General features: G+C 47.3%; 27 protein-coding genes, 1 tRNA gene and 1 pseudogene. 21 read left to right on the top strand and 8 right to left on the bottom strand.

The window, feature by feature from the left end:
- Window positions 1–56 precede the first annotated feature (56 nt).
- From AC3DOM_RS03340 to lysA, 5 genes are all read left to right on the top strand, one after another.
- Complete coding sequence (locus AC3DOM_RS03340; RefSeq protein WP_487917608.1) at window positions 57–1220, top strand: amino acid ABC transporter substrate-binding protein; 1164 nt, start codon at window positions 57–59, stop codon at window positions 1218–1220.
- Between the two features lie 231 nt (window positions 1221–1451).
- Window positions 1452–3080, top strand: coding sequence for an ABC transporter permease subunit (locus tag AC3DOM_RS03335; RefSeq protein ID WP_487917607.1), 1629 nt, complete (start codon window positions 1452–1454; stop codon window positions 3078–3080).
- Window positions 3081–3082: 2 nt separating this feature from the next.
- Entirely contained in the window at window positions 3083–4741 is a 1659-nt protein-coding gene (locus AC3DOM_RS03330) for an amino acid ABC transporter permease (RefSeq protein WP_487917606.1), read from the top strand.
- Window positions 4742–4810: 69 nt separating this feature from the next.
- Window positions 4811–5581, top strand: a complete 771-nt coding sequence (locus AC3DOM_RS03325) for an amino acid ABC transporter ATP-binding protein (RefSeq protein ID WP_487917605.1) — start codon at window positions 4811–4813, stop codon at window positions 5579–5581.
- Between the two features lie 207 nt (window positions 5582–5788).
- Complete coding sequence (gene lysA / locus AC3DOM_RS03320) at window positions 5789–7039, top strand: diaminopimelate decarboxylase (RefSeq protein ID WP_487917604.1); 1251 nt, start codon at window positions 5789–5791, stop codon at window positions 7037–7039.
- 26 nt (window positions 7040–7065) lie between these two features.
- Here the strand turns inward: lysA and AC3DOM_RS03315 are convergent, their stop codons facing one another.
- Window positions 7066–8016, bottom strand: coding sequence for a dimethylarginine dimethylaminohydrolase family protein (locus AC3DOM_RS03315; RefSeq protein WP_487917603.1), 951 nt, complete (start codon window positions 8014–8016; stop codon window positions 7066–7068).
- A 162-nt stretch (window positions 8017–8178) separates the two neighbouring features.
- Between AC3DOM_RS03315 and AC3DOM_RS03310 the strand changes: the two genes are divergently transcribed.
- Window positions 8179–8412, top strand: a complete 234-nt coding sequence (locus tag AC3DOM_RS03310) for a hypothetical protein (protein ID WP_487917602.1) — start codon at window positions 8179–8181, stop codon at window positions 8410–8412.
- 51 nt (window positions 8413–8463) lie between these two features.
- On the opposite strand, the gene AC3DOM_RS03305 is transcribed toward AC3DOM_RS03310, so the two are convergent.
- Entirely contained in the window at window positions 8464–10155 is a 1692-nt protein-coding gene (locus tag AC3DOM_RS03305; protein ID WP_487917601.1) for an ABC1 kinase family protein, read from the bottom strand.
- Window positions 10156–10391: 236 nt separating this feature from the next.
- Between AC3DOM_RS03305 and AC3DOM_RS03300 the strand changes: the two genes are divergently transcribed.
- A complete protein-coding gene (locus AC3DOM_RS03300) occupies window positions 10392–10733 on the top strand; it encodes a DnaJ family domain-containing protein (RefSeq protein ID WP_487917600.1) in 342 nt (113 codons plus the stop codon).
- A gap of 61 nt (window positions 10734–10794) precedes the next feature.
- On the opposite strand, the gene AC3DOM_RS03295 is transcribed toward AC3DOM_RS03300, so the two are convergent.
- The 3 genes from AC3DOM_RS03295 to AC3DOM_RS03285 all read right to left on the bottom strand — a co-directional run bounded on the left by AC3DOM_RS03295 (window position 10795) and on the right by AC3DOM_RS03285 (window position 13975).
- Window positions 10795–11292, bottom strand: coding sequence for a CoA-binding protein (locus AC3DOM_RS03295; protein WP_487917599.1), 498 nt, complete (start codon window positions 11290–11292; stop codon window positions 10795–10797).
- 188 nt (window positions 11293–11480) lie between these two features.
- Window positions 11481–11894, bottom strand: coding sequence for a DUF1761 domain-containing protein (locus AC3DOM_RS03290; RefSeq protein WP_487917598.1), 414 nt, complete (start codon window positions 11892–11894; stop codon window positions 11481–11483).
- 428 nt (window positions 11895–12322) lie between these two features.
- The gene (locus AC3DOM_RS03285) at window positions 12323–13975 is read right to left on the bottom strand and encodes an acyl-CoA mutase large subunit family protein (protein ID WP_487917597.1); all 1653 of its coding nucleotides are present in this window, start codon (window positions 13973–13975) and stop codon (window positions 12323–12325) included.
- Between the two features lie 85 nt (window positions 13976–14060).
- Here AC3DOM_RS03285 and AC3DOM_RS03280 point away from each other — a divergent pair, with 85 nt between their 5' ends.
- The 14 genes from AC3DOM_RS03280 (at window position 14061) to AC3DOM_RS03215 (ending at window position 23816) form a co-directional block, all read left to right on the top strand.
- Window positions 14061–14417 (top strand): hypothetical protein, encoded by a 357-nt coding sequence (locus AC3DOM_RS03280; protein WP_487917596.1) that lies wholly within the window; start codon window positions 14061–14063, stop codon window positions 14415–14417.
- Between the two features lie 51 nt (window positions 14418–14468).
- Entirely contained in the window at window positions 14469–16148 is a 1680-nt protein-coding gene (locus AC3DOM_RS03275) for a hypothetical protein (protein ID WP_487917595.1), read from the top strand.
- 113 nt (window positions 16149–16261) lie between these two features.
- A complete protein-coding gene (locus AC3DOM_RS03270) occupies window positions 16262–16756 on the top strand; it encodes an REP-associated tyrosine transposase (RefSeq protein ID WP_487917594.1) in 495 nt (164 codons plus the stop codon).
- Between the two features lie 85 nt (window positions 16757–16841).
- On the top strand, window positions 16842–18206 hold the full coding sequence (locus AC3DOM_RS03265; protein ID WP_487917593.1) for a radical SAM protein: 1365 nt from the start codon (window positions 16842–16844) through the stop codon (window positions 18204–18206).
- A gap of 30 nt (window positions 18207–18236) precedes the next feature.
- Window positions 18237–19385 carry a hypothetical protein gene (locus AC3DOM_RS03260; RefSeq protein WP_487917592.1) on the top strand — a complete coding sequence of 383 codons (1149 nt, stop codon included), beginning with the start codon at window positions 18237–18239 and terminating at the stop codon, window positions 19383–19385.
- Window positions 19382–19960, top strand: coding sequence for a protein-S-isoprenylcysteine O-methyltransferase (locus AC3DOM_RS03255; protein ID WP_487917591.1), 579 nt, complete (start codon window positions 19382–19384; stop codon window positions 19958–19960). Before AC3DOM_RS03260 ends, AC3DOM_RS03255 begins: the two co-directional genes overlap by 4 nt.
- Window positions 19961–19971: 11 nt before the next feature.
- Window positions 19972–20415, top strand: a complete 444-nt coding sequence (locus tag AC3DOM_RS03250; RefSeq protein WP_487917590.1) for a C-GCAxxG-C-C family protein — start codon at window positions 19972–19974, stop codon at window positions 20413–20415.
- A 13-nt stretch (window positions 20416–20428) separates the two neighbouring features.
- Window positions 20429–20821: a PilZ domain-containing protein gene (locus tag AC3DOM_RS03245; protein WP_487917589.1), complete on the top strand. Its 393-nt coding sequence runs from the start codon at window positions 20429–20431 to the stop codon at window positions 20819–20821.
- Entirely contained in the window at window positions 20814–21314 is a 501-nt protein-coding gene (locus tag AC3DOM_RS03240; RefSeq protein ID WP_487917588.1) for a protein-tyrosine phosphatase family protein, read from the top strand. The genes AC3DOM_RS03245 and AC3DOM_RS03240 overlap by 8 nt, the downstream gene beginning before the upstream one ends.
- Window positions 21292–22116, top strand: coding sequence for a class I SAM-dependent methyltransferase (locus AC3DOM_RS03235; RefSeq protein WP_487917587.1), 825 nt, complete (start codon window positions 21292–21294; stop codon window positions 22114–22116). Before AC3DOM_RS03240 ends, AC3DOM_RS03235 begins: the two co-directional genes overlap by 23 nt.
- Before the next feature lie 40 nt (window positions 22117–22156).
- Complete coding sequence (lepB, locus tag AC3DOM_RS03230; RefSeq protein ID WP_487917586.1) at window positions 22157–22750, top strand: signal peptidase I; 594 nt, start codon at window positions 22157–22159, stop codon at window positions 22748–22750.
- A 7-nt stretch (window positions 22751–22757) separates the two neighbouring features.
- Window positions 22758–23048 (top strand): YgiT-type zinc finger protein, encoded by a 291-nt coding sequence (locus AC3DOM_RS03225; protein ID WP_487917585.1) that lies wholly within the window; start codon window positions 22758–22760, stop codon window positions 23046–23048.
- A gap of 17 nt (window positions 23049–23065) precedes the next feature.
- Window positions 23066–23623: a hypothetical protein gene (locus AC3DOM_RS03220; RefSeq protein ID WP_487917584.1), complete on the top strand. Its 558-nt coding sequence runs from the start codon at window positions 23066–23068 to the stop codon at window positions 23621–23623.
- A 120-nt stretch (window positions 23624–23743) separates the two neighbouring features.
- A tRNA-Glu gene (locus tag AC3DOM_RS03215) sits at window positions 23744–23816 on the top strand.
- Between the two features lie 432 nt (window positions 23817–24248).
- Here the strand turns inward: AC3DOM_RS03215 and AC3DOM_RS03210 are convergent.
- The 3 genes and pseudogenes from AC3DOM_RS03210 to AC3DOM_RS03200 all read right to left on the bottom strand — a co-directional run.
- A complete protein-coding gene (locus tag AC3DOM_RS03210) occupies window positions 24249–24533 on the bottom strand; it encodes a hypothetical protein (RefSeq protein WP_487917583.1) in 285 nt (94 codons plus the stop codon).
- Entirely contained in the window at window positions 24530–24850 is a 321-nt protein-coding gene (locus tag AC3DOM_RS03205) for a DUF3467 domain-containing protein (protein ID WP_487917582.1), read from the bottom strand. Before AC3DOM_RS03205 ends, AC3DOM_RS03210 begins: the two co-directional genes overlap by 4 nt.
- A gap of 483 nt (window positions 24851–25333) precedes the next feature.
- Window positions 25334–26473: pseudogene (locus AC3DOM_RS03200) on the bottom strand (glycoside hydrolase family 113); the annotation flags it as partial.
- Window positions 26474–26528: the final 55 nt, after the last annotated feature.

Genomic DNA, 26528 nt, shown 5'->3' with positions numbered 1-26528 from the left:
GCCTAGTTTTTATTATATCCAATTAACCTTTACTATCTCCTAAGGAGGAGTCTACTATGTCCCGTAAGTTATTTCCCTTTTTTGCCGTGCTCGTACTTTTAGCCTTGGTCGTCACAGCTTGTGGCGGCGGCGGCGATACTTCTGCTCTGCAGGGTGAGATTGATTCCCTGCAAAGTGACCTAGATGCAGCAAATGCCAAACTCGAAGAGGCAATGGCAATGCCGGCCGAAACCGAAACCGTGGAAGTTGCTGTGACATTTGCTGGTGGTGGCGACACCCTCGCAAAAGTTCAAGGCCTGGGTGTCTTGAATTGTGGTGTTAGCGGTGGTCTTCCCGGATTCAGTGTTCCTGACGCAGATGGCAACATGACCGGTTTCGACTGGGATTACTGCCGTGTGGTAGCTGCTGCAGCATTGGGTGATGCCGACGCCGCAGAAGCCCGCCCAAGCAACGCTTCTGAGCGCTTCCCGATTCTACAAAGTGGTGAAATTGATGTTCTAATCCGTAACACCACCTGGACTGTCAGCCGTGACACTTCTCTTGGCTTCAACTTTGCCCCCACCACCTTTTATGATGGTCAGGGCATGGCTGTCCGCAAAGATTCCGGCATTGATACTCTTGAAGGTCTCGATGGCGGTACAGTATGTGTAAACGCTGGTACCACCACTGAAAAGAACCTTGCTGATGTCTTCCGCAGCCGCGGAATCAGCTACGAACCCGTTGTATTTGCTGAAACCGCTGACGTACGCGGCGCCTATGATGAGGGCCGCTGCGATGGCTGGACAACTGATAAATCTGGTTTGATCGCTTCAATCACCATTTTGGCCGACCCCACTGCACACAAGATCCTTGATGAAACCATGTCCAAAGAGCCTCTCGGCCCGTTGGTTCGCCATGGCGACGACAACTGGTTCGATATTGTCAAATGGTCCGTCAACTGCACCATTCTGGCTGAAGATCTTGGTGTTACCTCCGCCAATGTTGATGATATGCTCGGCGCAGACGATCCCCAAATTCTCAACCTGCTGGGTGTAGAAGGCGATCTTGGTCAGGCCATGGGTCTGAACAACGATTTCTGCTACCAGATTATCGCCCAAGTAGGTAACTACGGCGAAATCTTCGAAGCCAACCTGGGTGTTGATACTCCCTTTGGTCTGACACGTGGCTTAAACGCCCAGTGGACAAATGGTGGCATACTTTATTCGCCCCCGTTCCGCTAAACCCAGTAGTTAACATTGTTGATCAATCGACTGGGGACCAGCAGGATATTTTATTAGGAAAACTTCCCTAATTTCTTTCAACCCTGCCTGGTACTAAGCTCATAAAAAGCGACCCGGCAAAAAAAACGCCGGGTCGCTTTATTTCTAATCTTAGTATTAGCATATATAAAATACACACCATTACACAATGTGGTGAAATGGCAATCACCACCGGGAAGGCAGGCAACAGTTATGAAACAAGAAGTCTCTCCCCAATTACAGGAAGATCAAAAAGGCCCTTGGTGGCGAGTTTTTCTAAGTTTTATCTTTGACGTACGCGTTTTAGGCGTTCTGGGGCAAATAGGTTTTATTCTACTCGTTATAATCATCGCCCAAACAATAGGAGGGAATTTTTCTGAAAATGCCAGCAGGCTGGGGGAGTCACAATTTATTTGCCGCGATGGCACATTCAGCTACCGTTGCGCATACGACTTCATGGATAGTGAATCTGGTTTCGATATCGCCGAGACCATGATAGATTATGTCAACACTGATCCCTATTGGACCGCCTTCAAAGTTGGTCTTCTCAACACCTTGAAGCTTGCATTATTAGGAGTTACGCTCACAACCCTAATTGGCATTATTGCGGGTATTGCCCGATTATCAGATAATTGGCTGGTTAGCAAATTGGCTTTGTGGTATGTCGAGCTAATGCGTAACACCCCCCTGCTAATCCAAATTGTATTTATCTATTTTGGGGTCGTCCTGGCCCTCCCGGCACTTAAAGAAGCCATACAACCCATGGGCTTACCCATATTTCTATCTGAACGTGGCCTAAATTTACCTAAGCTTATATTTACCTCCTCAGCTTCAATCTGGATAGCGTTCTTAATTCTGGGCATTATTCAATTCCAGGTTTTATGGACATCGCTGGGGCGTCGGGAGGAGCGAACTGGTCAGGCAAGTAACCGCGTGGCGTTGGGCATCATTTCCTTAGTAATTGTTGCCAGTATTGGTTGGTTTACAGCCAGCGCAGTATCTGATACACAGGGGATGTTGGTAACAAAAGGTAGCCGCATCCTCGATGTTGGCGACCTCGTAAAATTTACCCTCAGGCGCGCAAAAGTAAATCATATCGATGATATCGCAGCACTACCTGAGGAAGAAATTTCGGCAGCAGCATTTCAGGTTTGTGTTCTTGAAGATTCCTCGTCCGAGGCAAATCTAACGCGGCACCTGCGAGGCTTGAAAATTCCATACAATATCCATCGAACAGACCGCCCAGACCAGGCCACTGCAAAATTTGCCGATGGGACTTGTGAAGCATTTGCCGCGTCAAAATCAATCCTGGCTGCGGAACGTGCAACACTAGAGAACCTGACCGGAAATATAATTATTTCTATCAAGGAAAGTCCTCTTGTGTGGAGCCTTCCTGTACTTGAAGGTCTTAATATGGTTGGGGGCTCGAAAGTCAGACCTGAGTTTACAGCGCTATTAATGGCATTGGTGCTCTTCTACGGTGGATCTATTGCAGAAATTGTTCGCGCAGGAATTCTCTCGGTATCCAAAGGTCAATCAGAGGCTGCTCGGGCTTTAGGGCTTTCCGAAGGGCAACGCCTCCAATTGGTCGTTATGCCACAAGCTTTGCGGGTCATCATACCTCCACTGATCGGCGAATTCCTCAGTCTCTCCAAGGACACAAGTTTGGGCTTCGCGATTGGCTTCCCTGATATGTATGCAGTTTCATATACAACTATGAACCAATCTGGACGGGTTTTACAACTCTTCGTGCTGATGATGTTGGTCTACATGACGATTAGTATAGTTTTCTCCGGAGTGCTGAATTGGTACAATGAACGGGCAAAACTGGTGGAGAGATAATCATGACTGAATCTATAACTCAAATACAAGAACCTGTCGGCAAACGCTTTAACTGGGAAATATTTTTACAGGACAATATCACTGGCTCCTGGTTTCAAGCAATCTGGGTATTGTTACTGACAATATTCACTATATCCTATGCTATAAGCCAATTTGACAATTTACCATTATCAACAGGAATCATTTTGGGAGGCTGGGTCATTGGTATATTTATGGTTGTCAGAGGTGAATTAAGTCTTAAGCATTCAAGACTTAGTCGCTGGTTAAAAAACAATTTGATCAGTTCCATTTCAAATACAATTCTCACCCTGTTAATAATCCTGGTCATTGCATTTTCCATCAACAGCATTTGGCAGTGGGCAGTTGTGAATGCCAATTTCAATCCCCTTGAAACAACACCAGAATTTCGCACCGAAGAAGGTGCCACCTGGGGAGTGATCTTTGGGGCTCGCAAATTACTAATGACCGGCCTAATGGCGCCCGAAGATTCCTGGCGAGTTTGGATAGCGCTTGGGTTCATCCTGGTCATGTGGGTTCTGACACTTGTTTCAGGCAGACCAAAGTTGAAGGAGAAATTAAAAGCCCTGCGAACGGTGGTTAATACTGTTTGGTTGCTTTCTCCGGCCATCTTATATCTTTTCCTGGCTGGAGCACCCAATAATCCATATAATATAAAATTAATGCTAATTGCCGAGGTGGGGATCCTTGCGATCTATCTGCTTCTTTGGTGGCAAAAGGTTGTCCAATTCTATTGGCGAAGCTTCATCATCACTGCCTTGGGATGGCCCTTGCTCTATACAATTTGGTCTACAATTGGTACAAGCGAATTCTTCCCCCCTATCAATGTAGATACCTGGGGTGGCTTATTGCTGACCATGATCATCGCCAGCGCAGTCATTGTGCTATCCCTGCCGCTTGGTATGGTCCTGGCATTAGGCCGGCGCAGCGAGGTCTATGGGATACCAGACTGGATCGTTTGGCCTGTGGCAGTCGGAGCCATGATATGGGGTTTCACAACTACACCTGTGTTGCTGGAGACATCGCGAAACCTGATAGAGCGACTCTTGGCTTTCTGGCCCCTCTTGATATTCGGCGTCGCATATATACTTCAGCGAGCTTTTAAAGGCAATGTTGTTGCTGGCGCCAGTACCACATTTATCGAATTTATTCGGAGCGTACCGCTGATTACCTTGCTTTTCATGGGTATTGTTATGGCACCGTTCTTCCTGGCTCCCGGTGTCTACACCCCAAAGCCCTGGCCAGTGATCATCGGGTATACACTATTTGCCTCCGCCTACTCAGCGGAAATCATTCGAGGTGGGCTGCAAGCCATTCCACATGGTCAGTTTGAAGCCGCAGATTCACTTGGCTTCAATGGATTGCAAAAGATGCGTTTCATCGTCTTACCCCAGGCATTGCGCATTGTAATTCCACCCATCGTGGGCCAATTCATCGGTGCTTTCAAGTCGTCTTCATTGGTTTCAATCGTCGGATTATTTGATTTTGTAGGAATTTCGAAGGTTGTGATTGCAAATAATGAGTGGCTAGGATTACGAACCGAATTGTACGTTTTCATGGCGGTTGTATACTTCCTGGGCAGTTTTTTGATGTCATCCTATAGCCGCCGTCTTGAAGTGCGCTTGGGATTAGGTGAACGTTAGTAAATAAACCACAGACAGCCTGACTCCAGAGAGAGTCGACAGCTGAAAGTAAGAAGGAGATTAAATATCATGGCAACTATGGAAGGTCCATCACAAAGTTTTGTTGACGAGATTATCGTTTGCGAGAATGTCCACAAATGGTTCGGAGAGTTTGAAGCACTGCGCGGGCTTGATCTCAGGGTCAAACCCGGTGAAGTGATCGTTATCATCGGTCCCTCAGGCTCAGGCAAGTCTACCTTTATCCGCTGCCTTAACCGCCTGGAGGAGCATCAGGATGGCCGCATCATCATTGATGGGATCGAGTTATCCCATGATCTTCGCAATATTCAGGTAGTTCGCCGCGAGGTTGGGATGGTATTTCAGCAATTCAACCTTTTCCCTCATCTGACCGTGCTGGATAATATCACGCTGGCACCGATCAATGTCCGAAAATGGTCTCGTGACCATGCTGAAGAGCTTGCGATGACCTGGCTTCACCGGGTTGGCATCCCCGAGCAAGCCGCTAAATTCCCTGGCCAGCTTTCTGGTGGCCAACAACAACGTGTGGCTATTGCCCGCACCCTGACGATGCAGCCCAAAATTCTGCTATTTGACGAACCAACCTCTGCTCTTGATCCTGAAATGATCAGTGAGGTGCTTGACGTTATGCGCGACCTGGCCCGCAGTGGATACACCATTTTGGCTGTAACTCACGAAATGGGCTTTGCCCGTGAAGTAGCGAACCGGGTCATTTTTATGGATGCGGGAAAGATCGTTGAAGAAAACACGCCTGATGATTTCTTCAATAATCCAAAAGAGGAGCGCACTAAACTCTTCTTGTCGCAAATTTTGCAACATTAAAAAAGTAACTTCAGCAAAAAAGGCGATCCGTTGGATCGCCTTTTTTGCTGTCACTATCGATTAGAATTATTTATTGATATTCAGATAAACAGGTTATGAGCGTCCCGCAGGTTTATGTTCCTTTAAAATCTGAATCACGGGAACCTGCGGGACGTTTTAGGTAGAGAAAATTAACCAACCTTATTGAACATCAATAGGATATCCACTATGAATACATTTTCTTACGATAAGGGAAGTTTATTTTGCGACCAAATTCCTTTGGCTGAATTGTCAAATGAATTTGGCACCCCTCTTTATGTTTACTCCGCCAAACGGCTGCGTGAAAATATATCCCGGTTTCAGACTGCCTTTTCTGCGTTAAACCCTCTCGTCTGTTACGCGGTCAAAGCCAATGATAATCTCGCATTGCTCCAGATCTTCACCGATCAGGGCCTGGGCTTTGATGTTGTGTCTGGGGGAGAATTGCATCGGGTCCAACGTGCTGGAGCTAAACCGGAAGGCGTGGTTTTCGCGGGGACTGGCAAAACCAACTCCGAGTTGAAACAAGCTGTGCACAGCGGCCTCAGCAAGATCAGTGTCGAGTCCGGTGACGAACTGCAGGCACTCAATCAGATTGCAGGGGAACTTGGTCGTCGTCCATCTGTATTATTGCGCCTGAATCCAGATATCTCTCCAGATACGCATCAACATATTATTACGGGAAATGCCGAAAGCAAGTTTGGGATTTCCCCGGGTACCGCCCATCAATTACGCTCCCATGACTGGCCCAACCTTGATCTATGTGGCGTGCATATTCATATCGGATCCCAAATCCCTGACCAGGAACCGACCCTGTCTGCGCTGGAAATAGCATTGGATTTTCTGGAGCAATGTCCACCTGAATGGGATACGCTCGATCTGGGCGGTGGATTTCCTGTCGGATATAGTCCCGATTCTGCCCCAACCAGTTTTACTGATTTTGCAGAGCCGATTGCCAATCGACTTGCCCATTTCTCCCGCCCATTGAAGCTAATCCTGGAACCCGGGCGCAGCCTGATCGCCGACGCCGGAGGATTACTTCTGACTGTACAGGCAACAAAAGAAACTGGTTCTCGTCGCACAGTCATTGTAGATGGAGGCATGAATACCTTACTGAGACCAGCATTATACGACGCTTATCATCATATCCTGCCAATTGATGAGGTAAATGAAAAGCTTTTTTTGACCGATGTGGCCGGACCCGTTTGTGAATCAGCAGATTATCTTGGCAGGGAGCGACACCTCCCCGCCCTGGAACGCGGGGATTCCTTGGCTGTTCTCACAACTGGAGCATATGGTTATAGCATGGCGTCTCACTATAATGCCCACCCCCTCCCGGCAGAGGTCCTGGTGGACGGGGATAGCTACCGCCTGATTCGTCGCCGAGAGACCTATGCCGACCTGGATGGTCGTGACATCACCACCCAAAATAGAAAATAAATCATTTAGAGAGGAATTTATCTTCGCTAATCCCGCTCTAAAACACCGCTCAAACATCCAATCGCTCCGGCTGCCTTGACCAGTTCGTCAACTTCAACCGCGGTGCAGGCGATACCAAGACCCTCATAAAAGGCTTGAGTTTTAGGATTGCCTGCCACCATCAAGATTTTGCGCGGGCCAAGGGTAACAAAGTTAAGCGCTGCCCCCTGAATGGCCTCTTCCTCATCTGGAATATAGGTGACCCGAAAACCATTTTCTTTTAGGTGATCCACTCCGCGATGAACAAATCGTTTTGGCCAAGCAATCGCCAGATCATGATCCACAATCCGCAACATGCCCATTAAATGCATCGTTCCAACAGGCATATCAACCTGAATAATCTTCACTCCCATTTCGATGAGTGTATTGGAAACCTGTGCAGCGCCTTCATCGTTGGTACGCAGCCCGCGCCCGATCATTACTGATTGAGAATCGATCCAGGCTGCGTCTGCTCCCTCAAATGTACCTGTACCACGCACACTGCGGATGATCGGTATACCCAACTCAGCCAGTCTACGCGCGACCCACCTCTCTTCTCCGGCGCGCACCGTAGAGGCCGGACGGGCCAGGATCGCCCCTTCGGGAGTCATAAAAACCAGATCTGCAATAAAGATCTGATTTGGCGTTGGCATTCCATCAGGTTCAACATAATGCACGGTTACACCAGCATCTCGATAAGCTTGTGCAAGGGCATCATGCTGGGTTTGTGCCTTTGCGAGATCAACGGAGGCCAGCATTTGGATTGCATTTGGATCCGCGGAAGCTGTCAATTCAGGTCCGGGCCGATGTAACAGGACAGCTTTAAGGCGCGACCACTCGTCGCTGATGCCGCAATTCCCCCAAAGAACCCCCAACTCATCGCTTAAGTGAGCTATACGAGGTGACCAGCCTGCACCACCATATGCTGCAGTATCAAAAAGATCCTTATTATTTGTCATAATTATTCTCCAAAAAAAGAATCCCCGATCACTTTTGTGTATTTGAAATTTCAGAAAATGATTTCAGGACCCAGTATTCTAAAGAATCCTAACACATCATTTACTCAGATTGACTGGAGTATAAAATTTAGGCTATAATGATTTTGTCAAAGGAGTACTAAAATGACTGAAAAAACTGCCCGAAAAAATAAAACTTTTGAAAACTGGATCCCTGACGAAGCACGTCAGCATGCCCGCTCTGCGCGAGAAGAAATGAAAAAAAGTATGGCCGCGCTCTTTCCGCCTGAGTTTGTAGAACATCGCCGGAAGGCGCGTAAAGAATTCTTAATGGCCTTTCGGAGCATGATCGATACCGCCATTGAGAAAACCGAAGAGCGAGATAAGACAAAAAAATAAAGCTGCTATCAAAAAAGCTCCGCTAAAACGGAGCTTTTTTCTTCAGGCATTTTATTTCAAGGGATGCCCACGAGCAAAAAAGACCGTCCAAACCAAGGCGATCAGAGATGTACCCAATAAAAGACTACCTGCCAAACTATTTTCAGCGTTATATAGAACTATTCCACCAATAAATACAGCACCAAAAATCAGGCTACCGGCCAGCTTGTATACGGCTCTCTCGAGATGCGATATTTGCTGAGCCACTCGCGGCATATGCACCTCTAAATCACCTTTTTCTATCTTATCCAGCACACGTCCCGTTTGAGCGGGGATCGCGATTAATGTCTTCGCAAGGTCTCCCAATTCGTTGAACCACATATCCCAATTTGAAGTGGCCTCTTCGCTAATTAATTTGCGCGCATAAGGCGATAATTGATCCCATAGGTTGAAGTCAGGATCAAGCCCGGTGCACATCCCTGAAAGGATGGCCACCGTACGCCCCAGCAGAAGCAGGTTATGCGGAATCTGAAAAGGCATTTCGTACATCAATTCGCGGAACTGTAGCGCAAACTCCCGCATTTCGTCCAGACTGATCTGCCTCAATTCACTCATGCTTTTCCCCCAGAAGCGCTCAAAAACCTGTGACTCTGCTTCTTCGATTAACTTCAAGTTGGCACCCGGCAGTAGCAAGCCAAGTTGTTGATAGGCACGGACCAACCTCTTCGCATCGCGCGTTCCGACAGCAATCACCATTTCACGTAAGCCAGCGCGCAAATTGTCGGGAACGCGCCCCACCATCCCAAAATCAACAAAGGTGAGTTTCCAATCAACAGATCCATCTTCGTCAGGGCCAGCCAAAGGGGTAACGAAGAGATTACCTGGATGCGGGTCTGCATGAAAAAAACCATCTTCGAATATCTGTTTGAGATAGGTATCCAGCAAAACGCGGGCAACTTCGGCGCGATCAATTCCCGCAGCCGTGATCGCATCATAATCGGTGATCTTGATCGCAAAGACATCTTCCAACGTTAAGACTTGTGGCCTGGTAAATTCCCAGACAACGCGCGGGACGTGGATACGCGCATGATCTGCGAAATGTTCCTGGAAGATCTCAACATTCTTTCCCTCAGCCAGATAATCGACCTCTTCATAAATTGTGGTGGAAAATTCCTCGATCAGACCCTGAACATCTGCGCGTTGACGAATCGGTTTATATCGCTCCAGCCAACCACCCACACGTCTCAGGGCCGATAGATCCACTTCAATGATCTCTTTTATATGCGGGCGTTGTATTTTGACAACAATATTATTAAATAATATTGTTTCCTGAGATTCTGGGAGCAATGAGGCGCGATGGACTTGCCCCAGAGAGGCGGCTGCCATTGGCGTGGCGTCAAAGGTCTTGAATTTCTTTTCCAGGGAACCGCCAAGTTCAGCTTCTGCAAGTTCACGGATGGCATCAAAATCTTCTGCCGGAACCTCATCCTGCAAGCCAGATAGTTCCTCAACAATTTCGGGCGGAAGTACATCCAGACGGGATGAGAGAAATTGCCCCACCTTGATCATCACCCCACCCATTCGAATTGCCATGGCACGAAATTGCACAGCAAACTTCTTCAACCGCACTGGACGCGTTTTTCGGGCTAATGAACGTAATCCCAATCTCGATAAGAAAATATCCCAGAAGATAAGGTTGGCAGCCACCCGAGCAGAAAATCCAATTATTTGTCGGTATCGAGCACGAAGTTGCGCAGGTTTCATTTTAATCACTCCTCGTAAAAGGATTCTAACACGTTGACGGCATTTGACTTATCAAAGGGATTATTGATATTCAGATAAACAGGTTGTGAGCGTCCCGCAGGTTTGTGTTGCTTTAATATCTGAATCACGGGAACCTGCGGGACGTTATACTTAGAGAAAATTAACCAACTTTAGTGAACATCAATAGCACACGATTGCCTTGAAATGAATAATCCTTTGAAAACCCGGAGATACCAATGTTCAACAAATCAGTAGAATCCTTGATCCAGGAAGCCATTGCACGCGGTGACTTTGAAAATTTGCCAAATAAGGGCAAACCGATTGATCTGACCGAGTATTTCAACACGCCCGAAGAGTTTCGGATGGCCACATCGATCTTGAGGAATGCCGGAGTGAAACCACCGGAAGTTGAGCTACTGCGCAAAATAGCAGAACTAAAAAATCAGTTGGCAGCATGCCAGGATAACGACCAGCACTCTTACGAGCACAGGCAAGTTAAAATCCGCGAGCGAATTGAGATGCTTCAAATCGAGTTCAATATTGCCATGGAACGCATCCAGCAGCAACGCAGAAAATAGCCATCGATATATACGCAAAAAAATCTCCCGGTCGGGAGATTTTTTGTTGAATTTTATTTATCTAATTTCCGTTGACCTTCAGATTGCCCATCAGCCGCCAGAGACCGCGCATCATCTTATGTCCAAAATCCGGATTCAGGAATTGAGCCGGACAGGTTCCCGGGATAACCTGGATGCCATTCTCGCGACACAACGCGACCGCTTCCTGCGAGACGCTGGTCATGTTTTCTGCCAGCCCGGGCTTGGTACCCATCATGCAATGCATCCAGACGTGCTTGATGCCGAGATCAACAGATTGCTGAACGACCTGATCCGTGACTTCTGGGCGAGCGAGGATAAAGACAGCGTCCGGTTTTTCTGGCGTTGAGGCCAGATCAGGGTAACAGGGATCACCCTTAAATTGATCGATTTTTGGGTTGATGGCATAGACGGTATAACCGGCATCCTTGAATTTTTTATAATTCAAATTACAGCCCGTTTCGCGTGATTCGGAAACACCGACAACGGCTATTTTCTTCTGGGCCAGAAAATCCTGAGCCATGGTATCTATCTTTGACATTAGAACTCTCCTCGTTCATCGTAGAAAAGTAGAGCTGGGTGACTCCGCCGGGCGCATGTGCAAAATAATACAAATCCATTATGCAAAATTATACACGAAAGAGAGCGAGAAGAAAGTTAGTAGCAGAAAGCAAAGGACAGTCATCCAGGAGGACGACTGTCTTTTTTACAAGGTTGCGATCTTTGAGTTTATTGCCAGGAGGCCAGGATCGCACCAAAGAGGAGCATATTGACAAGGTGATTCCCTGCTTCGATCGCCCAAACTTTCAGACCATGTCCGGCAAATAATTTATTGACCAGGTTGGTCGGGGCAATAATGCCCAGCCAGATCACAAATCCAGCCTGCATCCCAGCCGCGAGGGTATTGCTACCCATGTTGACCAAAAAGAGGGCTACAAAGACAGCCTGAATGAATGCAGCGATTATGGTGAGGATCCAGGTTGATGCGCCAGCACCTTCCATTCCGGCCCCGTCGTCAGATTTTCCGATACCTTTCCACCAGACGGGGAAGAAAGTCTTGGGATGGTACCAGAGAAATCCACTGATCATGCTCACCACAACACAGACTACGACGGCGAGCCAGTTAATTGAAGAAAAATCCATTTGAACCTCCTACGAATAAAGGGGATTGGTGCACCCAATCCTTCAGAGCTTATAACCCAGAATTTATGTCCCAGGTGCGCATTTAGGGCAATTTTTGTCGATCTAAAAGCTGAAAATGATATAACCATCAAATTATTTAACTATGCGCTGCAGGAAGCTTATGGTCCACGCGGATATAAGATAAAGACCAATATTCTCCCAAGTTGGATGGTCTGAGTTGTGGCTATTTTCAACAAGGAAGCCCGCGCAACCGTCGATGCGCTTGATCAGGAATTGCAGGTGGACAACGCAAGCTAAAAGAGATGCTGCTCTCAATGGCATAGAGTATGATTGAAATAAAGATTGTTTAGACCAATAACTCAGAATTTGAAAAAGATTTAAAAATATGTGGATTCAAGAAATCCCCTTCCTGCCCTTCTGAATGCCAGCTAAAACCCCTCCGCCACATATTCACCCCAAACTCCTCGCAAGATATTCGCAATTTCCCCCAGGGTCATATCATCCTCAACCGCCTCGATAAAGAGTGGCATCAGGTTTTCTGTGCCACGGGCTGCGGTCTCGATCCTGGTACGCAATTCGGCCACTTTGGCGTCATCCCTGCGTGCGCGGATCGCCTTCAACTTTGCGCGCTGGGATTCTTCAATTGTGGGGTCAACTGCGAGACGTTCGATGTCGATTTTTTCCTCCACCCGGAATTTATTCACTCCGACCACGATCTCTTCTTCGCGCTCAATCGCTTTTTGGGCATCATAAGCCGCATTCTGGATTTCCCGCTGCATATAGCCCTGCTCAATCGCATTCAGCGCACCGCCCATCTCGTCGATTTTTGATATATAGGCTTCGGCTGCTTTTTCGATCTCATCGGTCAGGTGCTCGATCAGGTACGATCCCGCCAGGGGATCAATCGAATCCGCTACGCCAGACTCGTGGGCAATAATCTGCTGGGTGCGCAAAGCAACCCGGACCGATTTCTCAGTCGGCAGCCAGAGAGCCTCGTCCATGGAGTTGGTATGCAGGGATTGCGTTCCCCCTAGGACGGCGGCCAGGGCCTGGATGGTGACGCGGGCGACGTTATTTTCGGGCTGCTGCGCGGTCAGGGTTGAACCAGCCGTTTGGGTGTGGAAGCGCAATTTCCACGACTTTGGATCTTTTGCCCCAAAGCGCTCTTTCATCATCCGCGCCCATAGTCGGCGGGCAGCGCGGTATTTGGCAATTTCTTCAAGCAAATTATTATGTGCGTTAAAAAAGAAGGAAAGCTGCGGGGCAAACTTATCCACATCAAGGCCAGCGTCAATCGCCGCCTGCACATAGGCGATCCCGTTTGCGAGCGTAAAGGCCATCTCCTGCACCGCCGTCGAGCCGGCCTCGCGAATATGGTAGCCCGAAATGCTGATCGTGTTCCAGCGCGGCACTTCCTGCTGACAATATTGAAAGATATCCGTGATCAATCGCATCGATGGGGTTGGTGGGTAAATGTATGTCCCGCGCGCAACGTATTCCTTGAGGATATCATTCTGGATCGTGCCGCGCAGCTTGCTCACATCCGCACCCTGTTTTTTTGCCACGGCGATATACATCGCCAGCAGGATCGCAGCCGGGGCGTTGATTGTCATCGAAGTGGAAACTTTTTCAAGCGGAATCTCGTAGAAGAGTTGCGCCATATCGTCGAGGGATGAAATCGAAACCCCGACTTTGCCAACCTCCCCGATCGCAAGCGGATCATCGGCATCGTAGCCGATCTGGGTCGGGAGATCAAAGGCAACGGAAAGGCCTGTTTGCCCCTGATCAAGCAGATAGCGGTAACGGGCATTTGATTCTTCGGCGGAGGCGTACCCGGCGTATTGGCGCATCGTCCAGAAGCGTCCACGGTACATGGTCGGCTGAACGCCGCGCGTAAATGGATATTGGCCCGGGAACCCCAGAGATGCTTCGTAATCGGGAGCAGGCTCAAGGGGAAGTGCGAGACGAGGTACTTCTATCCCGGAAGATGTTTCAAATTTGCCTTTTCGCTCAGTAAACTTATTGAGGGTCGGCTTCAGAATTTCGTTTTTCCAGCGTTCAAGCTTGTCGGAAATTGTCATTTAATCACCATGTTTTAAAGATTTCTATCCATTATAATAGCAAGTAGGTTCATTGCACAAAAGCAGATAACTGGAGGAGGTATCAATGAAAATGATTGCATATATCGCAGCTGCTATTCTGATCTTTTTTGGTGTCATGTTTATCTGGGGGGCATTTGGCTCTAATCCGCAGCCAGCCTGGATTTGCGTGGGTGGCTTGAGCGTGGCAATCGGCTTTGGTCTGATCTGGTTCGCACAACGAAAATCAAAAGCAGCCGAAGGGGAACAGAATATCTCGGTAAATATAGATCTACCCGGTGAAGTCAGTCTCGATACACTTAAATGCCAATCTTGTGGCGGTTCACTTTCCAGTAAAAACATCAAAATGGTCGCGGGCGCACCAGTGGTGGTTTGTCCATATTGTGATACAAGCTATCAATTAACCGAAGAACCAAAGTGGTAGAAATATCGTAAAGTATTAATAGGGTTACCAGTACCCTAAGGAGGAGGCCAGATGAAGCCACGATTAATTGCTTTCTTAATTGTTATTCTTCTCGTTTTTAGTTTAACATCCACCGTGCTCGCACAATCATATTCCTTTATTTTGGAGGAAGAGGTTGTGCATGTTTATTTTAATGACGATGGGACCATGTCCCTGGATTACACCTTTGTCTTTAAAAATAACCCCGGTGCACATGTGATTGATTTCGTGGATGTGGGCATGCCACATCCCGGGTATGACTGGAATAGTATCGTTGCTGACGTAGATGGTCACGCTGTTTCGATTGACAGCGACTATCAGGGCAGCGGTGATGGCATAGCTGTTGATATGGGAAGCTATGCAATTCCTCCTGGCGGGCGTGGAAAAGTGCATGTATACGTTGGGAAAATTGAAAATGTATTCTACACCGACGATGATGATGAAACTTATGCCAGCGCAGTCTTCGGCACAACCTGGTTTGGCAGCCAATATGTCACCGGTTCAACCGATCTGACTGTATCGCTGCACCTCCCAACCGGCATTCAGCCGGATGAGCCCCGTTACCATCTTCCATCAAATTGGCCCGGGGACCAGGAACCACAGGCTTCGATGAGCACAACCGGTCGGGTTACCTATACCTGGCATAGCCCCAATGCAAACGGGCATACACAATATACTTTTGGCGCCTCCTTCCCGAAAAGTTATATCCCCGAATCTGCCATCGTTACAGCTCCCGCTTTTGACACATCCTGGTTTAACGAAGATAATCTTATCTTAATTCTGATGTGTAGTTGCTTTGCCTTCTTCTTCCTCGGCATTCCCATCCTGACCGGCATCTCTCAGCGCAAACGAAAAATGAAATATATCTCCCCAAAGATCGCCATCGAGGGGCACGGCATCAAACGTGGGCTGACAGCGGTCGAATCCGCGATCCTGATGCAGGAGCCACTGGATAAAGTGATGACGATGATCCTTTTTGGTGTGATCAAGAAGAATGCCGCAGAAGTTATTAAACGGGAGCCACTAAACCTCAAGGTTGCTTCGCCGCTGCCAGAAAAACTGCATCAATATGAAAAAGAATTTCTGGAAGCCTTCGCGGATGGGAAAAATAACCGCGCCGATCAGCGCAAGAAACTCCAAAAAGTGACCGTCAATTTGATCAAAAGCATTGAAAAGAAGATGAAGGGGTTCAGTCGCAAGGAAACACTGGCTTTTTATAAAAATATCATGGAACGCGCCTGGAAACAGATCGAAGCTGCGGATACACCCGAAATAAAAAGCGAAATGTATGACGAGGCCCTTGAATGGACCATGCTGGATAAGGATTTCGACAATCGTACACGGGATGTCTTCCGCACAGGCCCGGTCTTTGTGCCAATGTGGTGGGGACGCTACGATCCTTCGTACACTCGGCCTGCTGGCTCCGCATCTAAACCCTTCAGTATCCCAACATCCTCCACGCCAGGGAAAAGCCTGACCTCCTCCATGCCCCAACTCCCCGGCGCAGATTTTGCTGCTTCGATGGTCACTGGTGTACAAGGATTCTCCGATAAGGTGATCGGCAATCTGAATGATTTCACCGGCAAAGTGACTGGTGTCACCAATCCCCCGCCGAAACCCACTTCCAGTGGTCGCAGCAGTGGAGGTAGCGGTTGTGCCTGTGCTTGCGCCTGTGCTGGATGTGCTTGTGCCTGCGCTGGTGGCGGACGGTAGCGCCATTCCCAAAATCTGGCGATTTTGGAATCCAACGTCTGGAGACGTTGGGACTTTGCAACGACTACTCCGAAACTGTTGATTTCGAACTACGCAATTAATAGGAAGCAATAATGCGCGATAATGGCATATTCAAACAAGCAAAGCACAACCCGCCACATCTCTTTTTGACGGATAGACTTTATATGCTTACTGCCTCTACTTACAAAAAAGAAGCTTATTTACAGTCTGACAACCGCAAACTCGATTGGATAAGTGCATTCCTAAAGGCATCTGAAATTTATCATTGGGTAGTCATTGCTTGGGTTGTTCTTAACAATCACTACCACGCTATTGTTCGATCACCTGAAAAAAAGATAAATATGCCTAAATTTATCGCAAGTTATCATAAATTTACCGCCAGGAAGTGGAATGCCGAAGACCAAACTCCTGGACGCAAGGTTTGGTGGAACTATTGGGATTCATGCATACGATCAGAGCAAGATTATCAGGCGCGATTAAACTATGTCTTTTTAAACCCAGTCAAACATGGAATTGTAGATCAAGCTGAAGAGTACGCTTTTAGCAATTACCGTACATTTTTATCAATAGATACCTGGACTGGTTAACATACAGATGGAGAAGTAAATAATGTTCCCGAATTTTAACGGTATGAATAGCGCAATCTCAAAAATCAGGAGATTTTGGAATCCATTGTCTCCAGAAAGTGGGGATACACAACAATTCCAAAGTCTGGAGACTTCGGAATCCGCCCGAATTTATCATTATCGCCACGAAAACGGCGAGGAGAAATCGCGCATCCATCTGCGCCTTGATCCAGACGGCCATGGGACGTTGATCGTCAACGCCAATCAGGTTATGCACCTGAACCCGACGGCTGCCTTGATGGCATATCTCGCCTTGGAAAAGAAAAGCGTAAAAGAGATCGTCAGAACGGTTCGCAATGCTTACTCAGTTGGGCGGGAGCAGGTGCTTTCAGACCTGCAAACGATCAACCTGCAAATCGACGAGCTGATCCGTCCCAATGGCGCCTGCCCGGTCCATGAGTTGGATCTGGATATGAATATGCCCTTCAGCGCCCGTCCCAGCGCACCTTATCGAATGGATTTAGCCCTCACCTATCGCTGCAATAACGATTGCGCCCATTGTTATAACGCCCGCGAACGAAACTACCCTGAATTGAGCGTTGAGGAGTGGAAACGTGTTCTCGACATCACCTGGGAATTGGGTATTCCCCATGTTGTCTTCACTGGAGGTGAACCAACCCTCGTCGAGGCCTTGCCGGAGCTGGTCGCCCACGCCGAGACAAACGGTCAGATCACCGGGATGAACACAAATGCCCGTCGTTTAGCGGATGCAACCTATCTCGCGCGGTTGGTCTCCGCTGGCCTGGACCACGTCCAGATCACGGTCGAATCGGATGATGCTGCCATCCACGACCAGATGGTGCTCTCCAAAGGTGCGCATCGGCAAACTATCCGCGGGCTGGAAAACGTTCTGGATAGCCCGCTTTATGTGATGACCAATACGACCATGCTCCAGGATAATGTTCACACCATCCCGGCAACTCTGGACTTTCTGGGGAAGTTGGGCGTGCCTACAATTGGACTGAACGCATTGATCTATTCCGGTCATGGCACAACTGTTGGCACTGGTCTGCCGGAAAGCGAACTGGCCCCGTTGCTAGAAATCGCAAAACTAAAAACTGAAATGCGCGGTCAAAAACTGATCTGGTACACCCCGACCCAATATTGTAATTTTGATCCGATGAAGCTTGATCTGGGGATCAAGGGCTGCACAGCCGCGCTCTATAATATGTGCGTTGAGCCGGATGGTGCGGTACTGCCCTGCCAGTCTTACTACAAACCAGTTGGCAATCTTCTTCACGATAGCTGGGATTCGATCTGGAATCACAAGCTTTCAACACAGCTACGCGAACGCATGGCACTGCCAGAAAAATGTGGCGGCTGTGACTTACTCGCCGAATGTGGTGGTGGCTGCCCGCTTCAATTTGCGCAGGATGATTTTGTGAAGTTGGATATGTTGGAAATTCAGTAAACTATTTAAAGATATAAAAAGGAGCACTCCATGAGTATCTTCGACAGTGTCCGAGATTTTTTTACCCCCGCCAGGCCTCTGCCAGCGGGTGTGCTTCATTTTCAATCGCCTGAAGATGACGAAGTTCCTTATCGCCTGCATCTGCGCATGCACGGAGATGGGAGCAGCCTGCTTGTTGTGAACGCCTCCACAGTGTTGCATCTCAACCCCACGGCAACAGAATACGCCTATCATTTCATTAAAGGGACAGATGAAAATGAGGCTGCAGAAGCTGTTTCCAAACGCTATCATGTCAAGGCAGAACAGGCCCTGCAGGATTATCAGATCTTCTCTGAAAGAATAGATAGCCTTGTCCACACTGAAGATGTAGATCCCGTCTCTTATCTGGGATTTGACCGTGTCGCTCCCCACTCGACTGGATTAACGGCTCCGCTGCGTCTTGATTGCGCCCTAACCTATGAGCTGCCCAAGGGTGCCTCCGCTGATGACGCGCCGACGAAACGAGTCGACCGTGAGCTTGCCACCGCTGAGTGGACGTCTATCCTCGACAAAGCCTGGGCTGCGGGAATCCCACACGTTACCTTTACTGGAGGCGAACCCACCCTCCGTGAGGATCTGCCAGAATTAATTGCCTATGCTGAAGAAAAAGGCATGGTCAGCGGGCTGCTCAGCGATGGACTAAAATTAGCCAACGCAGCATATTTAAACACCCTCCTGCAAACGGGACTCGACCATCTGCTCTTCCTCCTTCAATCTGAAAAGAAAAAATCCTGGCAGGCCCTTGAGGCCATTATGCCAGCGGACCTATTTACCACAGTTCATCTGACAATCACTGAGAAAAATGCTGATAACATTGGAGAGACACTTGAAAAGCTGGCAGCTCTCGAAGTGACCTCGCTTTCGTTGACCTGTACCCCCGATCAGGATGAGACTCTATTGTCTGCCCGGGAGCAGGCTGCTCGTCTGGGTATTTCGCTGACATGGGATCTGCCAGTCCCCTACTCGGCCCACCATCCCATCACCCTTGAAACCACCAAAGAGCATTTCCCGGATGGGGCGGGCAAAGTCTGGCTCTATGTCGAACCAGACGGGGATGTACTCCCCATGCAGGGCATGCCCGATCAAATATTGGGCAACTTCCTTCACGATGATTGGGCTTCTATTTGGAAAAATAAATGAGCATATTTGATGTCATTTGGATTATCGGGCTATTGATCTATCAAATTGCCATTTATATTCCACGCGTCCGTGAATATAAAGCAAAAAAGCGGGTAGCCCTGGTCGCCAGGCCTGGCGATATAATCCTTGAACTAAGCACCTGGGTCTTCTGGCAGCTGATCCCTTTTTTCTATATATTTGGCGAATGGCTCTCATTCGCTGATTACACGCTCCCCTACTGGGCTGGCTGGATTGGGGTACTGCTTTTCACCGCATCGCTTTGGCTTTACAAGCGTGCCTACGCGGATTTGGGAAGCAACTGGTCTGCAAGGATGGAGATTCTCACCAAACAAGTTCTGGTGACAAAGGGAGTTTACGCTCATTTGCGCCATCCAGTCTACGCGGCGATGTTCATCTGGGCAATTGCCCAACCTTTGCTGATCCATAACTGGATTGCCGGTTTCGGCCTGCTCATCCTTTTTATACCCCTTTATCTAACCAGGATGCCACGAGAAGAAAAAATGATGCTGGAACATTTTGGCGAGGAATATCGTGCCTATATGAAAAAAACGAACCGTCTCATCCCATACCTTTAAGGAATTACATCATGCCAAATAAAAATATTGAATACGCTGCTACTCAATTTGGGAAAGGTTTTTCCTGCTCTCAATCTGTTTTCTCAGCTTTCGCGCCTGAGCTTGGACTATCGCAGGAGGCTGCCCTCAAGATAGCCTCAGCCTTTGGCGGCGGAATGGTTCGTCAGGGCGAGGTTTGCGGCGCAGTCACTGGCGCCTTGATGACTTTGGGGTTGAAATATGGCTCGGAGATAGCGGATGATGAAGAAAAGGTCCGCCAGGCCAGTCAGAAACTTATGCAACGTTTCAAAGAAGAAAATGGCTCACTCCTTTGCAGGGATTTGCTTGGTCATCATCTCAATACGTCAGAAGATCTGGAAAAAGCACGAAATAGTGGAGTATTCAATACGACTTGTCCGCAGCTGGTCCGATACGCAGCGCAATTAACAGAAGATATTATTGAAACCACCAAATAAGGAGGTTCAACTTATGGAAGAAAAGCGAAAACTCCCTCGCAAATATCTGATGGCTTACTCAAATGTCTATGAACAAAGCACGGGGAAGATACTTGGTTATCTTTGTGACATCACCCTGGATGGATTAATGGTGATCAGCAAAGAAGATCTGGAAGTAAACAAAGAAATCGAGTTATATATTGATCTGCCTGAGATCCCTTCATTTACAGAAAATATACTAAAGGTTAAGGTCCGCGTTGCCTGGAGCCGCCCTGACCTGGATCCCAAGCTCATGAATGTTGGCTTCCAATTCGTCGAACTTGCTGAAGAAAAAAAACCCATTATCACTCAAATGATCGAAACCTATGAGTTTCGCCGCGATGATGTCGATAACCAAGCCGCCGCCAGCGAACCAAATCATGTCTAAACTCCCTCGTTACAACTCCTACTGGGTCCTGCCCGATAAATTTATGGCGGGTGAATACCCGGGCCATCGCTTTAATGAAGGCAAAACCGAAAATCGGATAGACGCCCTCCTTGAAGCCGGCATCACCACTTATATCGACCTGACCACGCCCGGTGAACGCATCCCCTACGAACATGTTTTGCTCGAAAGAGCTGGCTATTATCAGATTGAAACCAATTATTATCGCTTCTCCATTGGCGATTTTGGCATCCCTTCACCCAAAGAAATGCGCGTCATCCTCGATACCATCCACCAGGCCCTAGCCGATGGAGGCAAACCATATATCCATTGTTGGGCAGGGATGGGGCGCACAGGTACGGCAGTTGGCTGTTATTTTGTCGAGAGTGGCTTGGATGGCGCAGAAGCCCTGCTAAAAGTGGATCAGCTTTGTTATTACGCCCCATCTCCGCAAACAGAGGATCAAAAAGATTTTGTGCGGAACTGGAAGAAATGACTCTCCTCCCTCCCCTGCCCACCTGGGCATCCCCCCCGTGAGCGGGGGGGAATTAAAGGGGGGGTGGCATAACCGTTACGTCCAGCAGGCCAACTGGACTCGTGAGCTGCGCGCTTACCTCTTTAAAGAAGCAGGATTGGATCAGGCCTCTCGCGCCCTTGAAGTAGGCTGTGGGACAGGGGCGATACTTTCAGAAATTTCCACACCGGCCACCGTGCACGGACTCGATATTCAGTTTGCCTCCCTTAAAGAGGCAAAATCCAATATCCTAATTTCACCCCCGTTAACCTGCGGCGATGCTTTTTCCCTTCCCTATGCTATTGAAAGCTTCGAGGTCGTTTTCTGCCACTTCCTGCTTCTCTGGTTGCCGCACCCACTGGATGCGATCCGCGAAATGACCCGTGTGACCAAGGCCGGTGGCGATATCATCGCTTTTGCCGAACCTGATTATAACCACCGCGTAGACAAGCCTGCGGCTCTTGAACCACTGGGAAAATGGCAAAGAGATGCGCTGCGGCGGCAAGGAGCGGATCCTGGTATCGGCGAAAATTTAGCGGAGCTTTTTTTCGAAGCTGGGATCAACATTATTGAAGCGGGGGCAATTTCAAAAGAAGGGAGCGATCCGCTCAGCGAGGAGGAACGGGAATTGGAATGGGCAATATTGGAATCTGATTTAGCGGGACAAATTGCGGATGAACGCCTCCAAAAATTGAATGCCTTGGATAAGGCCGCATGGCTGAACGGGGAACGGGTTTTATATGTACCAACGCACTATATTTGGGGGCGTACGGCGGTGGGATAATGCAGTATAATGCCTCCCAACAAGCTTTGGAGGCTTTTTTTTGGATATACCACAAACACCAGAAACTGATCTAATAACAGAAAATCCACCTGAGAAGAAAAGAGGATTTCTGCGTTTTATTTTTGATTTACTGGAAACATTACTCTTGTCGATTGCCCTCTTCTTTGGTATTAATGCCGTCACCGCCCGTGTCCTGGTAGATGGGTATAGCATGCGCCCTACCCTCGATGACGGGCAATATATTTTGGTAAACAAGTTATCTTATCGCTCAAATCTCCCCGAATATGGTGATATTGTTGTTTTCCATTTTCCTGTTGATCCTGATCAGGATTTTATAAAGCGTGTCATCGGCTTGCCCGGGGATGAGGTAATCATTTCTGATGGGCAGGTAAGCGTGAACCAGGAAGCCCTAAACGAACCCTATATTGCTGCCACACCCCAATACGTTGGTCAATGGAGCGTACCAGATGGACAAATTTTTGTCTTGGGCGACAACCGCAATAATTCTTCTGATTCCCACTCCTGGGGAGCAGTTCCAATGGATAATATTATTGGTAAAGCAATCACAGTTTATTGGCCGCCCCCCGACTGGAAGGCTCTCAAGCATATCCAGATAACCCTGGCGATGCCCTGATATGAATATGATCAAAAACACTGAACTCCCCGAAAGTTATCCTTGCCAGGATTGTCAGGCGGGCATTGTTCGCCCAAGATATCTTACTTATTTCACCTGGCTGAACGAAGAATTGATCACGGTTCCCAATTTCCCTGCATGGATTTGTGATGTTTGCGGAAAACGGGAATACGATCAGCGGGCAATATCCTGGCTTTCTATGTTACTTAACCCGAATACCGGGCGTAGACCTGAGTACGGCAAAAATTCGGAACGGCCACGACATCAGGGAGACAACGCCCCACCTGCTGCCAAATAATCCATCGAGGAAAAGAAATGTCTCTACCAAACCCCTCACATACGCATCATTTTGTTCCTATTGATATGCTTACTACAAGTTATAGAGTTGTAGGAAAAATACTGGTTTCGAATACTGGAATGGTTGGGAAGCTTAACGACCCAAATACCTCATTTATGGAAATCCACGATGCGAAACTGGCTCGCATCCACATGCCAACAAAACTGGCTAATCATTTTGAGGTGATCCGTCTATCGAAAGATCGCCTTCTACTTGCTTCGTTAAGCCGTCGTGAGGATATTGGCCCTCAAGCCTTGGCTCGCGGAGGTTATGCATCCACTTCACAGCATGAAGTATGGATAACAATTGAAGATTTTGAAATGAAAGGGGTCATTGAATGGCAAGGGCGGTTTGATTTCAGGGTACTTATGTCAGAGGGGACTCGAGACTTTATTCCACTTTATGATGCAAATGTAGTCGGGACATTAATTCCAACCCTAAAGATCCAGTCAACGGCAATGCTTTTTAATCGTACTCAAGTAAACCTGCTTGGTCTTCTCAACCAACGCAAGGAAAATGAAAAAGACAAGAAATAGCCTGATTTTATTGGGAAATAGGTTTGGAAATAACCTGTTCAAATCACTGGTGAATTTTAACCAAATCGCTTGACCTATCATTCCCTGCGTGATAGAATTTTGCCCGCACGTTTTTTGCAAGCCCCCATCGTCTAGGGGACCAGGACGTGACCCTTTCAAGGTCAAGACCGGGGTTCGAATCCCCGTGGGGGCACTTCTCTATAGGCAAACATGTGCCCACCCCATCATCAGAAAGCCCCGCTAATAGTGGGGCTTTCTTTGTTTTTTTAATCGCCGTAGCCCGCTGGAATAGAGATAAGCCGTTTTAGCATTATTAATGGGTGCGAAATTTGCACTCTAAAGTATAGAAAAAGGCCTGCGATTAGCTGGCTTTTAGGCTCTATTGAAAACGACGTCGTGTTTGCCAATATCCAAAGATTCGATTACTTTTTCACCATCCCTTATATTGTATCTGTACGTAAAAACATAGCCGAGAGTAACGTGCCCCTCATATATCCCATCTTTTCCTTCCATCTTTTTCGTTCGCAAAGATGGGTGCCGTGGGTTCTCAATAAATAGTGCAAATTTATCTTGTGCTTCCTTTTGAATACTTATGGGTAGGCCATTGAAAGATGCCCAAAAGCCATCAGCCGTTACGTGTTTCATTACGCGTTATTGCTTCGCCCATTGCCGCAAATAAATCTTCTCCCGTTTCATAAACAGTATGTCTCCCCTCGTCTAAATCCGCAACAGCGGTTTCGTGACGCGCTTGCCATTCATCAGTCCAGAACCAAAGTTGATCGACACGAACTTTTATTATATTTCCGTCGTGCTGGATATATGTTTCATTCGTCCCACCAGCTTTTCCTAAATAACTGGACCCGCTGATTCTATTGTCGGTAATTGGGATTTGCATCATTTCCGCCGTCATTTATCTTTTCCCTTCTCCCGTTCATCATATTTGTCAAGATTGTCGGATAATACTTGAACAATTGCTCTCATCATATCTGGAGTGATGACAATGTTTGTCAGAGGCTTTATCGATAACTTGTCGGGCATTTCCTCTATCTCTTCTTCTGTTAAACCATGCGTCAACGGAGGTGCCACATAACCAAAATAGATATGGAAATCATTTCCTCCAGCGTGGGTTACTTGTATTTGATTTGCATACGCTGGAAGTCCCTCGGGCGAATCCCAAATCAAACGAATCGCCTTCTCTTTGATTTCAGGCTTTTTCTTATCTGGCATCCTTATTTTTCTCCTCATAGCAAAAAAGTAATTAGGTATGTCTTACTTTGTTGGTATATATAGTATATGATTTTGTCAATATTTAGTCAATGGTGACAATAATACCGTGGGGGCACATTTTTATTCGGTAGTAAATCTATCGAAGTGCAATGGTAATAAAAACACCCGAATGGGCGTTTTTGTTTTGGGAATTGCTAAAGGAAACCTATAATATATATTACAAGGCTTGAACTAGTTCATGCAAAATATGATATGCAGCTGCATAAATATGTTGAGCATCATTATTAGGGACAATTTCTCCGTGAAATAATGAATTTCGAAGCAAATAGAGTACTTCAATAACTCCTTTTGCTAGTGTTTCTGCATCATTTACAAATCGATATGCTCCAGCTTCGAAAAATTCGGTATCTCGAGTACCTACAAGTAAATTAATGGGCTTAGAGAACAAATAAACCACATATCGAGCAGTTGTCTTTGTGAAGATTATTCAGCAGGCTTTTCTTTAAGTAATTGTATATTATCAAGATAAATTTTTACTGTATTAGGCGAAATGTTACGGATTGAAATATCATCAACAGAACGAGATCGTACTGGCCCAAAATCTTCAATTGGAATCACAACATGATGCCAATGTTTGGCTTTTAGTGTTTCATCTAAATAAGGTGTAGCCGTAATTTCCACGGAAAAGGGCGTTGCCTGATAATAGCTTCCAAACATAACCATTAACAGATTGACCGGGTGAAAATTTCCTTGGCCTTGATCCCAAACATCTTCTGCTTCTGAATATAGGTCAAAAGAAATCCACTGATACTCAGAGATATTTTCGGAGGCGGGGGGCGAAATCCGCAAGTCTGCATAAGAATCAAGAACAATTTCTATCGCTACCCCATCAACAACAATATCCTTTTGGGAAATGTCCATGATGTCAAAGTTGTTGTTAGGAGGCCAGTATCCCCAATTATTCCGAAATACATCATCATAAATAATCTGGATACTCATGTCCTCAATATCTGGGGGTTCAGGAGCTACCCAAGCAGGTTGGGGCTCCGCACCATAAAATGATCGTAGAACATTCTCTGCCGGTTTCCCATAGGTTGAGAAGAAAATATTGTTTGGGGGAGTGATTAGAGTATCATTTGTCGGAAAATAATTTCCTAAAAACAAACCTTTCCACCAAGGTCTACCGCTGAAAGCTTGTATCAATGCTTCGTAAACATCTGCATGTTCTTGTAGATCAACATCATAGGTTGTAGCGGGCTGATAATATATCGATGAGCCTGCACTCATACCATCAATGCTTGAATAAGCAAGCTCGGTAATGATAACCGGGCGGTCAAATTCTTTAGAAAGAACTTCGAGGCGATCTACAGCAGGGGTTAAATATTCAATCATCTCATCAACTGTCGGGTCATCATGGTCAGATAATCGGGCGTCATAAGGATGAATACCGATTGCATCCACAGCATCCCACCAAGTTATTTCCAGCCAGTTTTCCCCACCGGTCGAATCTGGAGAATAGAGGATCGGACCGTCATATTCTTCACGAACCGCCGCAGCTATTTCACGCCAGTTTTCATCGCGATGCTGTGTCCCGTTTAATTCCTGGCCAATGCTGAACATATCACTTTCGGTTCGGTCATTTTAAACCAAGAATGAGAAAATTGAGTAAACTTGCAGG

The organism is Candidatus Desulfolinea nitratireducens (assembly GCF_982879505.1).
The sequence above is the reverse complement of the archived record's forward strand: the minus strand, read 5'-3'. Positions and strand labels throughout refer to the sequence as shown.

Coding starts and splice junctions, on each gene's coding strand:
- AC3DOM_RS03240 (WP_487917588.1), top strand. CDS start 20,814: ATGTCTAAACTCCCTCGTTACAACTCCTACTGGGTCCTGCCCGATAAA.
- AC3DOM_RS03250 (WP_487917590.1), top strand. CDS start 19,972: ATGCCAAATAAAAATATTGAATACGCTGCTACTCAATTTGGGAAAGGT.
- AC3DOM_RS03340 (WP_487917608.1), top strand. CDS start 57: ATGTCCCGTAAGTTATTTCCCTTTTTTGCCGTGCTCGTACTTTTAGCC.
- AC3DOM_RS03335 (WP_487917607.1), top strand. CDS start 1,452: ATGAAACAAGAAGTCTCTCCCCAATTACAGGAAGATCAAAAAGGCCCT.
- AC3DOM_RS03300 (WP_487917600.1), top strand. CDS start 10,392: ATGTTCAACAAATCAGTAGAATCCTTGATCCAGGAAGCCATTGCACGC.
- AC3DOM_RS03280 (WP_487917596.1), top strand. CDS start 14,061: ATGAAAATGATTGCATATATCGCAGCTGCTATTCTGATCTTTTTTGGT.
- AC3DOM_RS03310 (WP_487917602.1), top strand. CDS start 8,179: ATGACTGAAAAAACTGCCCGAAAAAATAAAACTTTTGAAAACTGGATC.
- AC3DOM_RS03255 (WP_487917591.1), top strand. CDS start 19,382: ATGAGCATATTTGATGTCATTTGGATTATCGGGCTATTGATCTATCAA.
- AC3DOM_RS03225 (WP_487917585.1), top strand. CDS start 22,758: ATGATCAAAAACACTGAACTCCCCGAAAGTTATCCTTGCCAGGATTGT.
- AC3DOM_RS03290 (WP_487917598.1), bottom strand. CDS start 11,894: ATGGATTTTTCTTCAATTAACTGGCTCGCCGTCGTAGTCTGTGTTGTG.
- AC3DOM_RS03245 (WP_487917589.1), top strand. CDS start 20,429: ATGGAAGAAAAGCGAAAACTCCCTCGCAAATATCTGATGGCTTACTCA.
- AC3DOM_RS03220 (WP_487917584.1), top strand. CDS start 23,066: ATGTCTCTACCAAACCCCTCACATACGCATCATTTTGTTCCTATTGAT.
- AC3DOM_RS03315 (WP_487917603.1), bottom strand. CDS start 8,016: ATGACAAATAATAAGGATCTTTTTGATACTGCAGCATATGGTGGTGCA.
- AC3DOM_RS03325 (WP_487917605.1), top strand. CDS start 4,811: ATGGCAACTATGGAAGGTCCATCACAAAGTTTTGTTGACGAGATTATC.
- AC3DOM_RS03330 (WP_487917606.1), top strand. CDS start 3,083: ATGACTGAATCTATAACTCAAATACAAGAACCTGTCGGCAAACGCTTT.
- AC3DOM_RS03295 (WP_487917599.1), bottom strand. CDS start 11,292: ATGTCAAAGATAGATACCATGGCTCAGGATTTTCTGGCCCAGAAGAAA.
- AC3DOM_RS03260 (WP_487917592.1), top strand. CDS start 18,237: ATGAGTATCTTCGACAGTGTCCGAGATTTTTTTACCCCCGCCAGGCCT.
- lysA (WP_487917604.1), top strand. CDS start 5,789: ATGAATACATTTTCTTACGATAAGGGAAGTTTATTTTGCGACCAAATT.
- AC3DOM_RS03285 (WP_487917597.1), bottom strand. CDS start 13,975: ATGACAATTTCCGACAAGCTTGAACGCTGGAAAAACGAAATTCTGAAG.
- AC3DOM_RS03305 (WP_487917601.1), bottom strand. CDS start 10,155: ATGAAACCTGCGCAACTTCGTGCTCGATACCGACAAATAATTGGATTT.
- AC3DOM_RS03205 (WP_487917582.1), bottom strand. CDS start 24,850: ATGCCAGATAAGAAAAAGCCTGAAATCAAAGAGAAGGCGATTCGTTTG.
- AC3DOM_RS03210 (WP_487917583.1), bottom strand. CDS start 24,533: ATGACGGCGGAAATGATGCAAATCCCAATTACCGACAATAGAATCAGC.
- AC3DOM_RS03270 (WP_487917594.1), top strand. CDS start 16,262: ATGCGCGATAATGGCATATTCAAACAAGCAAAGCACAACCCGCCACAT.
- AC3DOM_RS03275 (WP_487917595.1), top strand. CDS start 14,469: ATGAAGCCACGATTAATTGCTTTCTTAATTGTTATTCTTCTCGTTTTT.